Here is a 12,647-nt window from a genome sequence, read left to right on the forward strand (position 1 = left end):
TTATAGACGTTTCAAGAATACGCTGATGCGTTCCAAAGCCATTTCCAACTGTTCTCGTGATGATGCATACGAGCAGCGGATAAAGCCCTCGCCGCCTGGGCCAAATGCGGAACCGGGTACAGTAATGACTCCTTCTTCTTCCAGCAACCGCTTGGAAAACTGCTCTGAGCTTAACCCTGTGTGCATAATGGAGGGAAAAGCATAGAAGGCACCGTTTGGTTCGTGACATGGCAGTCCTGTCTGACATAGGCCTTCAACGAACCATTTTCTACGCAGATTGTAGGATTCCATCATACGATCTTTTTCCTCCAGCCCGTTACGCAGGGATTCAATTGCGGCAATTTGCCCGATAATAGGAGCGCACATGGCGGTATATTGATGAATCTTCAGCATAGCTGAAATCAACTCTCTTGGGCCGCACACGTAGCCGACCCTCCAGCCTGTCATCGCAAATGCTTTGGAAAAGCCGCTGATGAGCAGGGTGCGCTCTTTCATTCCCGGCAGAGCAGCGAAGCTTACATGCTTCTGTCCATAGGTCAGTTCAGCATAAATTTCGTCTGATATGACGACAAGATTATGCTCCTCAACCAGGCGGGCAATCGGTAGCCAATCCTCATAGGTCATCACCCCACCCGTCGGATTATTCGGATAACAGAGAATAAGCACTTTGGATCGTGGAGTCAGCTTGGCTTGGAGTGCCTCAGCTGTCAGCTTGAACTGCTGATCCGCAGAGGTTTCAACCGTTACGGTATGTCCTCCGTTCAGAAACGTGATGGGTGAATACGAAATATAACATGGAGCCGGAATGAGTATTTCATCGTGTGCGGTGATCAGGGCGCGTAGTGCCAAATCCAGTGCTTCACTGCTGCCAATGGTAACCATGATTTCATCTGTCGGGTTGTAGGATGTGCTGAAGCTGCTCTCCAGATATCCGGCAATCTCCTCACGAAGCTCGGGAAGACCAGCATTCGGTGTGTATGATGTTTTACCATTTTCCAGTGCTGTGATACAGGCCTTTCTGACATGTTGAGGGGTTACAAAGTCAGGTTCACCGACACCAAGCGATACAATATCTTTTCTGCCTGTACTATATTCGAAAAACTTACGGATGCCTGAAGGTGGCATTTCCCGTACAGCTGGAGTCAAAAAATCGGTTATTGATACTGCTGTCGATACATTTGTCATGATGATTTCCTCCTTTTTAAAAAACAAAAAAACCCGCCCCTGTAAAAGGGACGAGTTTATACCCGTGTTACCACCCTAGTTTCATTCCATAGGAAATGACACTCTGTTCACGTATCCATCAATACGTGTTCCGGTTAACGCTGGAAAGGCGGCAGAGCTTACTTCAGGTTCAGCCCGCTTCTCAGAGATGGCGTTCGGCTACCCTCGGAATGTTGGCTTTCACCTGCCCCAACTCTCTGCAAATCCGCTGTATAGCTTACTCGTTCTCGTCATTGAAATTTGTTACCGTATCAAGTTAGGTGTAATTATAAGCACAACATTTCAGGATGGCAAGTCTTTTTTTTATAAACTTTAAAGACACATCATCATCATTGACGACTGGAAAATAACGTATATAGTGGTATCAAGGGGATTGTGCCCCAGATTTCAATGTGTTATATGACTATATTGCCAGAGAGGAATGGTATCCATATGAACGTATTTGAACGCTTTAGCAGTGAAGTTTTGCCGGCGGATTGGAGCTGGATCAATGAGCCGGCTGAGTGGAGATTCGATGATTCCAAGTCTTTGCAAATTTCTGCACCTTCACAGGCAGATTTCTTTAGGGATCCGTCTGGCGCAGTGACTAAATCGTCCGCACCCTTTTTGCATACAACGCTTCAAGGTGATTTTACAATATGGACGAGGGTCCGTGTTGATATGAAGCAGCCTTATGATTCAGGATGCTTGATGATGATGGCGGATGATACCCACTGGGCTAAGCTGTGTTTTGAATATTTTGAAAGCACTCCATCTATTCTTAGTGTGGTCACTCGGGATACATCCGATGATTGTATCTCTGGGGCGATGGACGTGTCCAATCCATATTTACGAGTGGCACGAGCTGGAAATTGCTTTGCATTCCATTATTCATCAGACGGTCAGCATTGGAAGCTGGCGAGATATTTTGGTATGAATGTTCCTAACCAGCTAAAAGTTGGAGTTGTTGCTCAATCCCCGGTGGGGGAGGGCTGTGCTGTTACCTTTGATGCCTTGACGATAACAAACCATGTATCCGAGGACATACGAAATGTGGAGTAAATAGACAAAGGCTTTCTCTCTAAGTATGAAAGCGCTATAAAATAGGACTTAAAAAGACGTATATACGCATACTCAGGCAGGAGGTAGATGGAAACTTGCTGTTAAGAAGGAAGGGCTACAAGCTGCCCAGTTTGTTGGGAGTGCTGCTTGTAGCTACGTTGGGCTGTTTCGGACTCATTATGTATTTACAGTCCACAAGCGGAACGAGGATGTATCAATTTCTGTACTGGGATATATTCCTGGCCTGGGTTCCGGTCTTTATCACTCTGGGAATGATGGCTTTATCCAGACTGCAAAGTACAAAAGTGAGAAGTATTCTTTTATTTTTTTCTTCAATTGTATGGTTGTTTTTTCTGCCGAATGCTCTTTATTTGGTGACTGAGTTACTTCATGCGTTTCGTTTTTACGATATGAATCCTGATACACGTTTTTGGTTGAACACACAATTTTGGTTTATCTTATTTACGTCTTTTTCAGCAGCAGGGCTGGGCCTTTTTCTTACATCCCTTTGTGTATTGGTGATCCACCATATGCTGAGGAGGGTTTGTTCAGGTGGACTCGCATGGGCTGTAGTTTTTGTGTTGTTGTGGCTGGCCAGCATAGGCGTATATATTGGCAGATTTGCTCGCTGGAATAGCTGGGATGTATTATTGCAGCCACTGGTGCTCCTTGCGGATATTTGGAGATGGGGAGTACATGCAGGACCAAGGCTTCATTTGCTGTCCTTTTGCTGGCTGGTGTTTGGGATAGCAGTCATTTTTTATTTATTGATCTATATCTCTTTAAGTGAGAATCAGGATGTTTAGGCCGAGGACATGTATTCAATGAATACAGGCTTCGGCCTATTTTTTTACATGTAGAGTGTCAGGAGTTAGTGTTGTCCTCCCCGTGCACATCGTAAAGTACGCGTACAAGCAGATCCTGACTGAAATTCCCGAATCTTTTGCCAAAAATAGTGAGCCCACCTTTGTTTTCCGATTGATCGGTTACGGATAAACGGAGTGTAATGTCGCTTTTATAGTTAAGGTTAATATCGTCTATTGTGACTTCGGATATGCGGCACCCGTCAATGAAGCTGCCATGCTGATTGATGCGAATTAATTTGAGCATACCATATTGATTCAAATGCGGTGGCCACCAATCTGGATTCAGAACCCCCGGCACTTCTCCAAAATCTCCGGCGCTGGTCCAGTGCCCAATAGGGATACCGTTAATATGAAAACAAATGTCAGAGGGATATTCCTCACAATAGCAGGGTGCTTCTGAGCCCAGTTCTGCGGAGAATTGAATTTCCTTAAAGGATTGATTCGCTTTCAGATAGTTGGGGATGCGGTATTCCAAAAAACCTTCGGCCATCCAGATCATTTCCGACTCCAGCCGCCCGGGATCTGCAAAATAGCGTGGATCATCAAAATCACCGATTATGCTGTCTCGGGTCACCAATCCACAAGTGGGGGACGCTTGGTAGTTACTATAATGACCTACGCGAATCTCAACCTCATACACATTTTTTTGTTCTCTGCTGCGCAAATCTACCATCAGCTTATCCTTGTTCAAATAACACATTTTTCGGGTACCGTGCTTGCCGCTCACGGTATTGATCTCCACAAGGCCGCATTCTTCCAACTTTCGAATATGCATTGTAATGGTACCGTTGCTCAAATTAAGTTTGTTGGCAATGTCATTCATACTTTGGCCCTGATAAGCAAGTAGCTCGAGAATTTGAATGCGGATTTCTGACCCCAGTGCTTTAAAAATATCTAACCCTGACATTAAGTCCTTAATATAAATCATATCTATAGACCATCCTTATCTATAAAAATTGTGATGTAAGCGCTTATATTTTTTACTTTGATTTATGTTAAAATAAAATCAAAAAGAAGTAAACTGCTTTTTTGTAAATTTTTTTTACTAAATAAAGAGGGGAGTGAATTAGACTCCAAATTAGAGATTATTTCAAAAATGAATCGTATTTAAGTTTTATTTCTAGTTTTTTAGATAAAAATTAACTTAAGTACGATTTAATTTTGCTTTTCATATTACTCTAATCTATGTTTTATAATTATTTAAAAAGATTGAAAAATACATTGACGAACTGAGGAAGGGCATGCTATATTTTGTTTGTAAACGAATTCATTATTGATAAAGTAAAATGTTAATTATATGGTACATGAGAGGGATGATAATCACAGCGGCAATCAACAACGGGTTGTGTACCGCACAGTTAAAGATTAGGCCGAGTGGTATGAAGTTATTTTAACACCAAATGTATGCGGTTTCATTTAAATTTAGGAGGGGTCGCGTTGATAAAGAAAAAAGGTTTTGCAATAGCAATGGTTGTTCTGTTGTTAATGATGGCTGCATTGACTGGTTGTGGCGGGGGAAGTTCCAGTAGTGATGGAAGCAAGGAACTGACATTCATGTTCCGTGGTGGAACAGATGAGCAAAAGGCTTATAAGGAAGTAATTAAGAAATTTGAAGCGGAACATCCTGGCGTAAAGGTTAAAATGGTCGTGACAGCAGCGGACCAATATGCTACAAAGCTTAGAGCTGCGATCACAGGAAATAATCTTCCAGATGTTTTTTATTTTAACCCTGGAGATGTGAAAGCTTATGTAAACAGTGGGGTACTGAAGAACCTCACCCCTTACATTGAGAAGAATAAGGATATAAACCTAGATAACATTTGGAAATACGGTGTGGATTTATATCGCTATGACGGTAAAATGGCCGGTCAAGGAGATATTTACGGTATGCCGAAGGACTTGGGTCCATTCGCACTTGGCTACAACAAAACGATGTTCGAAAAAGCGGGCGTGCCTTTGCCTGATAAAGACAAACCGTATACATGGGATGAGTTCATCAAGGTCAACCAAGAGTTAACCAAAGATACCAATGGTGACGGCAAGCCAGATCAGTATGGTACAGGCTTTAACGTTCAGTGGGCATTACAAGCCTTTGTATGGAGCAATGGGGCGGATTGGCTGGATGAGAGCAAAACCAAAGTAACGGTTGATGATCCGAAATTTGCGGAAGCGCTTCAGTACTTTGCTGACATGCAAAACAAATATAAAATCACACCTGGTATTGAACAATCGCAAACATTGGACACATACCAACGTTGGATGAAGGGCGAAATGGCATTCTTCCCGGTAGGTCCTTGGGATATGAGTACATTTGAAAAACTGCCATTCGAATATGATTTGCTGCCGTTCCCAGCCGGATCGACTGGAAAATCGGCAACATGGATTGGTTCCCTGGGTATCGGTGTTTCCTCTAAAACAAAATATCCAGATGAAGCTGTAGAACTGGTTAATTACCTGACCACTTCCAAAGAAGGAATGAAGCAGCTGGTAGATGCCAAGGTACAAATTCCGAATCTGCTGGACATGGCTGATGAATGGTCCAAAGATACGAAAACCAAGCCTAACAATAAACAGGAATTTATTGATATCGTAAATGACTATGGACGCTCATTACCAGGCAACTATACGTATAATGCAGAATGGTATGATATTTTCTTCACAGATATTCAGCCTGTACTGGACGGCAAAATTACGGCGGCAGATTATCTGAAGCAAGAACAACCGAAAATGCAGAAACTGCTGGATAAAGCGGTGGAGCAAGAGAAAAAATCACAGAAATAATGCGTAAATAGAGGAAAAAAGGATGATGTTAGTGGCTAAATATCATGCTGCTAACATCATCTTCATTCCAAATTAGAAACAGAGGTGAGCCCTGTGATAACCAAATCTAATCTCTACCGCAAAGAGAAGATATATGGATACTTATTTATTCTTCCACCTATTCTCGGTCTGCTAATCTTTACGTTATTCCCGTTTGTCTATTCGTTATACGGCTCTTTTACAGACTGGGACGGATTGGGACAAATGAATTTTATTGGTTTCGACAATTTTAAAGATTTATTTAGCGATGAGCTCTTTTATAAATCGATGTACAATACTCTTTTCTTAATGCTGGGTATTCCAATCGGTCTTGTACTAGCTTTACTGCTGGCACTAGGTTTGAATCGCAAGATTCCAGGTACGACAACATTTCGTGTGATTTACTATATCCCGGTTATTTCTTCGTTGGCTGCCGTTTCTATTATGTGGAACTGGGCATACAACGGAGACTATGGTTTGGTGAACCAATTCCTCGAAATATTCGGTATTAAGGGTCCTAACTGGCTGATGGATAAGGATACGGTCAAACCGGCCTTGATTCTCATGACCGTCTGGAAGGGTCTCGGCTATACGATGCTGCTATATTTGGCAGCCCTGCAAAGCGTGTCTCGCTCTTATTATGAAGCAGCAGAGCTAGATGGAGCTAGCGGATTCCAGATGTTCCGCAATATTACATGGCCAATGGTGAAACCAGTAACCTTCTTCCTGGTCGTAACTAATATCATTGGTGGTTCGCAAATCTTTACTGAAATGAACATTATGACACCTACAGGGGGTCCGGAATACTCATCCGCCTCAATCGTCTTTTATATTTGGGATAAGGCATTTAAAAACCTGCAAATGGGATATGCCTCCGCGATGGCTATGATTCTCGGCATCTTCATTTTTATCGTAACTTTGATTCAATTCAAAATGAATGAAAAATCGTCCTTTGATGGGGATTGATTTTCGCGGAAAGGAGTGAGTCTGATTATGTCCCATAGTCAAAAAACGAAAGTTACCAATACCATTATCTTTATTGTACTAGCGATTGGAGCGATTGTGATGATCGCGCCGCTGCTTTGGATGCTGTCCACTTCGGTGAAAGAAAAGCAGGATGTCTTTGCTCTTCCACCAGTATGGATACCAGAGGTGTTCCAGTTTGGCAAGTATAAGGAAATTTGGGAAGCAGGACCTTTGTTAAGCGGGATCAAGAACAGCGTGATTGTGGCTGTAAGTGTTACCGTTATAGGTACCTTTACATCCAGTGTGGCCGCTTTTGCATTTGCAAAGCTGAGATTCCCTCATAAAAACAAACTGTTTTTGGCACTCATCGCATCTATGATGATTCCATACCCAACGGTTATGATTCCACAGTTTATGATGTTTTCCAAACTTGGCTGGGTCGATACACTTTTGCCTCTGATTGTTCCAGGTTTGTTCGGAAATGTAGTTATGATCTTTTTCCTGCGGCAGTACTTGCTTAGTGTACCAGATGCCATTATCGAAGCTGCTAAAATTGACGGAAGTTCTTATTTCCGACTCTATTCGTCGATTACGTTCCCGCTCATTAAGCCAGCAGTTGCAGCACAGCTTATTTTATGGTTCATGGGGATTTGGAACGATTATTTGGCACCGATTATTTACTTGAACTCACCAGAAACGCAGACACTGCAGCTGGTTATCGCGAATTTTAATGCGACTTACGCCATTCAGACGGACTATCCGCTTATCATGGCAGCATCAATTATAGCCTTGTTACCTGTACTGATTATATTCTTGATCTTCCAGAAACAAATTATTGAATCGGTTGCCATTTCGGGTGTCAAAGGCTAATTGACACTTGGAGGGTATGGATGAATGATGTAAGGCAGTCACAATATGTAATGGGTAAAGGAAGGAGGAGAATAACAGTTATGGTTATGCTGCTCATGCTGGGTCTATCCGGCTGTGGGGATAACACTCCGGACCCTGTGTATCCGCAGGCTCCGCCTCCCGATCACTTGTATGATCAAAGTACGATTAACGATGAACAGCGCTGGACCATTAACAATGCACATGACCCGGCGATTATCAAAACAGATCAAGGCTATTATGTCTACTCAACGGATGTAAAGACAGGTGGAGAATTGAGACCTGGTGTTATGGTACGCAAATCGACTGATCTGATTCACTGGAACTGGGTTCAGTATGCACTCCCCGGCATTCCAAAGGAAGCGGAGGCGTGGTCATCAGCAACCAATCTGTGGGCACCGGACATCATCAAGATGGGTGATACCTATCGGATGTATTACTCCGCTTCTACCTTTGGCAGCACACGGTCTGCGATCGGATTGCAGACATCCAGCTCCCCGGAAGGCCCTTGGAAGGATGAGGGGCTGGTCGTTAAAACGAGAGAGCATGACAAGCTGAATGCGATTGATGCCAATCCGGTGCTGGATGCAGAGGGAAATCCATGGATGGTATACGGCTCTTTTTTCGGCGGTATTTACATTACGCCGCTTGATCCCCTGACTGGAAAGCTTAAAGAGTCCGGCTATGGCAAAAATATCGCTGCCAGAGATCGGGCAACTGAGGACGGTGCTGTAGAAGGGCCTTACATTGTGTACAATCCAATGTTCCGTAAATACTACTTGTTCGTCTCGTATGATTCTTTGTTCGAGGACTACAATGTTCGCGTTGCTCGCTCAGATTCTATCACAGGGCCTTATGTGGACATGAATGGACATGACATGGCAGATACCAGCTATTTGCCTCAATACGAGATTGGAAACAAGGTATTGGGCGGTTATCGGTTCAGCGAAGGAGAAGGCTGGGTTGCGCCAGGTCACAATTCTGTCCTGAAGGACGGTGCGGATTATTATATTGTACATCATGCGCGGGGAGAAACGGACAAGAGCTGGCCGTACCTGCATGTACGCAAAATATTATGGACGGCAGAGGGCTGGCCGGTCGTCTCTCCGGAGCGCTATGCGGGGGAAAAGGAGCAGGATATACCCAAAAGGCTATTATCCGGCAACTGGGAGCGCATCGTGATAAGGCAGGAAGTAGATGGTCAGGTGGAAGCTGAACCGCTCCGTCTTGAAGATGGAGGGCGGGCAACCAGTGGTTCTCTTGAAGGTCACTGGAGCTTTGATGGCAAGCGTACTCTAACAATGGATTGGAGCAATACATCCGAAGGAACAAAGGAAGAACTGTTATTGCTTCCTTCATGGGACTGGGAGCTCGGTCGCCATACTCTAATTTTCACAGGTATGAATGAAAAGGGAATTTCCATCTGGGGAAAACGTATCAGCGATTAATTGTATGAACTACATACTACACATAGAGGAGAGAAAAACCATGAATCAATCTGTACCCTTTAATAATCCGGTCATTGAGCAACGGGCAGACCCTTGGATTTACAAGCATAGTGACGGATACTATTATTTCACCGGATCTGTGCCAGAGTATGACCGCATTGAGGTTCGACGAGCAAGTACTATTCAAGGCTTGAGTACAGCAGAGCCTGTCGCAGTATGGCACAAATATGAAACGGGCCCGTTAAGTGCGAACATTTGGGCACCGGAAATTCATTATATTAACGACAAATGGTACATTTATTTTGCAGCAGCTCGTACAACGGAAACGAAGGAAGGCCTGTTCGACCACCGGATGTTCGTGCTGGAAAATGATTCAGCTAATCCTCTAGAAGGGGAATGGGTGGAAAAAGGACAGATCAAAACCCGTTGGGAGACGTTCGCTCTCGATGCGACAACCTTCCAGCATAATGGAGTTCTGTATTATGTGTGGGCTCAGAAGGACCCGGACATCGTCGGTAATTCCAATCTGTATATTTCTGAAATGAGCAATCCGTGGACGCTGCGCGGTGAGCAGGTCATGATCTCCACTCCTGAATATGATTGGGAAATCATCGGTTTTAAGGTGAATGAAGGAGCAGCGGTTCTGAAACGGAACGGGCGGATCTTTATCAGTTATTCAGCTAGCGCCACAGACCACAATTATTGCATGGGCCTGTTGACAGCAGATGAGAATGCGGATTTACTTGATCCGAAATCATGGACGAAATCACCTGAGCCGGTATTCTGCACCAATGAGGAAACAGGACAATTCGGGCCAGGTCATAACAGTTTTACGGTTGCTGCTGACGGTAGCGATGTAATCGTATATCACGCCCGGAACTACAAGGAAATTACAGGTGATCCGCTGTATGATCCGAATCGTCATACACGTGTTCAGCCGTTCAACTGGAAGGAAGATGGAACACCTGATTTTGGTATTCCAGCACCAGATGGCGTTTCTGTTGATAAATAAGCGAAATCTATTATAGATGGTTGACGTGTTGCACAGCGGTACTGTAACTTTCTAGAAATCATAGGGAATTATGATTCGACTGCGTATAACAAGAGTAATAAGATATCTTCTGAGCCTTCAGGCTGGAGGATATCTTTTTGCTTTTGGGACGGCAATGAGGACTCTTTTCAAAAACTTCGATTTCTGCTATATTTAAATCGTAATATTTACGAATTGATCAAGGGGTGGAAATCTCGTGAACAAGCGGATTGATCCGTTTACCGTTAAAAAGGTTGAATACCTGCTGAATGGCTATATTGCGCTAAAGGTGCCAGGCTACGTGCGTTCTGACGTGCGGCTCATTTATCAAATAGAGGATAACTGTTTGATCTTGACGGAGGAAAGGCCTTCTAATGAAACTGAGTCGTGGGATCGCACGGACATTGTCCAATTTCGCTGGGAGGAAAATCATTGGCATGTATATGCCCGGCAAGAGGCTGAAAGCTGGCAGCGCGTAAAAGAGATTGCACCTAATCCGTGCTTTGAAGAACAGCTCGAACAGGTAGAAATAGATCCAGCAGGTATTTTTTGGACAGGTTAACGAAGTGCAGAATGATAAGTTCGGAAGATGGAGGTAGTGGGAGTCGTCCCGTTAAACTATATATGGAAGTAAACAGGCTGACCGTAACTCCTTATATGGAAGTTACGGTCATTTGTTTTGTCTGGGGTGGCACTGTCTAGTTTACGTTTCCATGTCTTGTCATGGGGCTTGTTACGGGCACTGTAAATCAGGGTATGTGAAACACAGAGCGTGATAACGAGTGGGGAGCGGTGTGTAGTGAATGAGCAGCAACGTAATGACAGACAAAGGCGTATAGATGAGCAGTATCGACCGGAACCTGAGATAAGACAAGTAGAGCGGGAGTGTGAAGCATTGTATCCAAAAGGCAGATCCCGAATTGCACTGACAGGCGCCAGTGGTTATATCGGGCATAATCTGCTGCAGAGGCTGACTGAGCATGCAGATGTCATTGCCTTATCCCGCAGTGGAGATCAGCGTAAAAATACAGAGCACGTGGAATGGCGCTCGTGTGATTTTTTTTCCATGGAGGATGCAAATCAAGGATTACATGGAGCGGATTATGCCGTATATCTCATTCATTCCATGCTGCCCTCAGCGAAGCTGACACAAGGAACATTTGAGGATATGGATGTGATTTTGGCAGAGCATTTTGCCCGGGCAGCGCGTAATAACGGGGTGAAGCAGATTGTATACTTGAGCGGTATCCTTCCCGAGCATACAAGTGAGGATGAACTATCCCGACATTTACGCAGCCGTCTGGAGGTTGAGCGTGTATTGAAGTCTTTTGGAGTACCTGTAACCACAATTCGTGCAGGCTTGATCGTCGGCCCACAGGGTTCATCGTTTCCAATTTTGGTCAAGCTCGTTCGCAGATTACCAGTCATGATTCTACCTCGTTGGACCCGAACCAAGACCCACCCGATTGCATTGGAGGATATTTTGAATGCGCTGGATCGGAGCATCGGCAACCGTACTCTTGATGAACAAATTATAGACGTAGGCGGGCCGGAGGTTATGACATATAGAGAAATGATGCAAAGAACAGCGGAAATAATGGATAAAAAGCGTCGCTTTTTTAATGTGCCGTTGCTGACGATCAAACTGTCCCGCCTTTGGGTTACCCTAGTGACTGGAGCCCCCAAAGAGATGGCTTATCCGCTGATTGAAAGCTTGGCTCATCCGATGGTGGCGCAACGGAAACATAAGGTTCAAGGCATCAGCGATGGGAAGATTTCCTTTGACAAAGCAGCTCGAACCTCACTCGAGCAGGAAGAAGAATATCGGCATAAGAAGAATTCCCATAGCAAGTCCAAAAAGCCGTTAAAGTCAGCAATTCGATCATTAAAATCTGATGTACGCTCGGTGCAACGGATCAAACTCCCGCCTGGTAAGGATGCAACATGGGCCGGAGAACGCTATTTGGCCTGGCTTCCGGTCTTTGCAAAACCTTGGGTGCGTGTCGAGACAGGAGGCCCGGATACCTATCAGTTGTATCTCTTGGGTAGTCGAAAGCCGTTGTTAGAAATGATTTATGACCGTGCGCAGAGCACCTCTGAGTTTGCACTCTATCGAATCACAGGAGGTACTTTTGCCACTGTAAAGGAAGACCATCGCGGCAGGCTTGAGTTCCTGCAAATTCCCGGTACAAATATTTGTGTCGTAGCCATTCATGATTATGTGCCATCGCTGCCTTGGTTTATTTATAAATATACACAGGCCAAAGTACATTTGGGGGTTATGTATGCGTTTGGCAAGTATGTCAAGCGGTTGATTGATACAAATGTTTAATATTTTCCACGAGATGGAAGCTACAAATGTATGGTAAAGTGTAATATATACAA

The 12,647-nt window shown here is 44.3% G+C and carries 11 protein-coding genes and 1 other annotated feature; of the genes, 9 read left to right on the forward strand and 2 right to left on the reverse strand.

All coding sequences use genetic code 11. The annotated features are described in order from the left end of the window. The gene (locus tag ACM1ND_RS09505; protein WP_418027618.1) at nucleotides 1-1,185 is read right to left on the reverse strand and encodes an aminotransferase class I/II-fold pyridoxal phosphate-dependent enzyme; all 1,185 of its coding nucleotides are present in this window, start codon (nucleotides 1,183-1,185) and stop codon (nucleotides 1-3) included. 43 nt (nucleotides 1,186-1,228) lie between these two features. Beyond that, nucleotides 1,229-1,467 (reverse strand) — a binding site (T-box leader). 189 nt (nucleotides 1,468-1,656) lie between these two features. On the opposite strand from ACM1ND_RS09505, the gene ACM1ND_RS09510 reads away from it, so the two are divergent. Further along, nucleotides 1,657-2,265 (forward strand): DUF1349 domain-containing protein, encoded by a 609-nt coding sequence (locus ACM1ND_RS09510; protein ID WP_075154043.1) that lies wholly within the window; start codon nucleotides 1,657-1,659, stop codon nucleotides 2,263-2,265. 95 nt (nucleotides 2,266-2,360) lie between these two features. Continuing rightward, entirely contained in the window at nucleotides 2,361-3,071 is a 711-nt protein-coding gene (locus tag ACM1ND_RS09515; protein ID WP_339201844.1) for a DUF1361 domain-containing protein, read from the forward strand. A 58-nt stretch (nucleotides 3,072-3,129) separates the two neighbouring features. On the opposite strand, the gene ACM1ND_RS09520 is transcribed toward ACM1ND_RS09515, so the two are convergent. Beyond that, nucleotides 3,130-4,059 (reverse strand): ArsR/SmtB family transcription factor, encoded by a 930-nt coding sequence (locus ACM1ND_RS09520; RefSeq protein WP_023988069.1) that lies wholly within the window; start codon nucleotides 4,057-4,059, stop codon nucleotides 3,130-3,132. 509 nt (nucleotides 4,060-4,568) lie between these two features. On the opposite strand from ACM1ND_RS09520, the gene ACM1ND_RS09525 reads away from it, so the two are divergent. The 7 genes from ACM1ND_RS09525 to ACM1ND_RS09555 all read left to right on the forward strand — a co-directional run bounded on the left by ACM1ND_RS09525 (nucleotide 4,569) and on the right by ACM1ND_RS09555 (nucleotide 12,594). After that, nucleotides 4,569-5,912 (forward strand): ABC transporter substrate-binding protein, encoded by a 1,344-nt coding sequence (locus ACM1ND_RS09525; protein WP_023988070.1) that lies wholly within the window; start codon nucleotides 4,569-4,571, stop codon nucleotides 5,910-5,912. A gap of 93 nt (nucleotides 5,913-6,005) precedes the next feature. Continuing rightward, entirely contained in the window at nucleotides 6,006-6,896 is an 891-nt protein-coding gene (locus ACM1ND_RS09530) for a carbohydrate ABC transporter permease (RefSeq protein ID WP_023988071.1), read from the forward strand. A gap of 27 nt (nucleotides 6,897-6,923) precedes the next feature. Continuing rightward, the gene (locus tag ACM1ND_RS09535) at nucleotides 6,924-7,766 is read left to right on the forward strand and encodes a carbohydrate ABC transporter permease (RefSeq protein WP_023988072.1); all 843 of its coding nucleotides are present in this window, start codon (nucleotides 6,924-6,926) and stop codon (nucleotides 7,764-7,766) included. Between the two features lie 80 nt (nucleotides 7,767-7,846). Continuing rightward, nucleotides 7,847-9,232, forward strand: coding sequence for an arabinan endo-1,5-alpha-L-arabinosidase (locus ACM1ND_RS09540; RefSeq protein ID WP_023988073.1), 1,386 nt, complete (start codon nucleotides 7,847-7,849; stop codon nucleotides 9,230-9,232). Nucleotides 9,233-9,272: 40 nt separating this feature from the next. Further along, the gene (locus ACM1ND_RS09545; RefSeq protein WP_068940562.1) at nucleotides 9,273-10,244 is read left to right on the forward strand and encodes a family 43 glycosylhydrolase; all 972 of its coding nucleotides are present in this window, start codon (nucleotides 9,273-9,275) and stop codon (nucleotides 10,242-10,244) included. A 235-nt stretch (nucleotides 10,245-10,479) separates the two neighbouring features. After that, nucleotides 10,480-10,824: a DUF3024 domain-containing protein gene (locus tag ACM1ND_RS09550; protein ID WP_231517263.1), complete on the forward strand. Its 345-nt coding sequence runs from the start codon at nucleotides 10,480-10,482 to the stop codon at nucleotides 10,822-10,824. A 237-nt stretch (nucleotides 10,825-11,061) separates the two neighbouring features. Continuing rightward, the gene (locus tag ACM1ND_RS09555) at nucleotides 11,062-12,594 is read left to right on the forward strand and encodes an NAD(P)H-binding protein (RefSeq protein WP_305954065.1); all 1,533 of its coding nucleotides are present in this window, start codon (nucleotides 11,062-11,064) and stop codon (nucleotides 12,592-12,594) included. Nucleotides 12,595-12,647 lie beyond the last annotated feature (53 nt).

Source organism: Paenibacillus sp. JJ1722 (assembly GCF_048282685.1).
Classification (GTDB): Bacteria; Bacillota; Bacilli; order Paenibacillales; family Paenibacillaceae; genus Paenibacillus; species Paenibacillus polymyxa_B.

Bases quoted from the DNA above. Each gene is read 5' to 3' on its own strand.
- ACM1ND_RS09505 (WP_418027618.1), bottom strand. From the start codon at position 1,185: ATGACAAATGTATCGACAGCAGTATCAATAACCGATTTTTTGACTCCA.
- ACM1ND_RS09540 (WP_023988073.1), top strand. From the start codon at position 7,847: ATGGTTATGCTGCTCATGCTGGGTCTATCCGGCTGTGGGGATAACACT.
- ACM1ND_RS09535 (WP_023988072.1), top strand. From the start codon at position 6,924: ATGTCCCATAGTCAAAAAACGAAAGTTACCAATACCATTATCTTTATT.
- ACM1ND_RS09545 (WP_068940562.1), top strand. From the start codon at position 9,273: ATGAATCAATCTGTACCCTTTAATAATCCGGTCATTGAGCAACGGGCA.
- ACM1ND_RS09520 (WP_023988069.1), bottom strand. From the start codon at position 4,059: ATGATTTATATTAAGGACTTAATGTCAGGGTTAGATATTTTTAAAGCA.
- ACM1ND_RS09510 (WP_075154043.1), top strand. From the start codon at position 1,657: ATGAACGTATTTGAACGCTTTAGCAGTGAAGTTTTGCCGGCGGATTGG.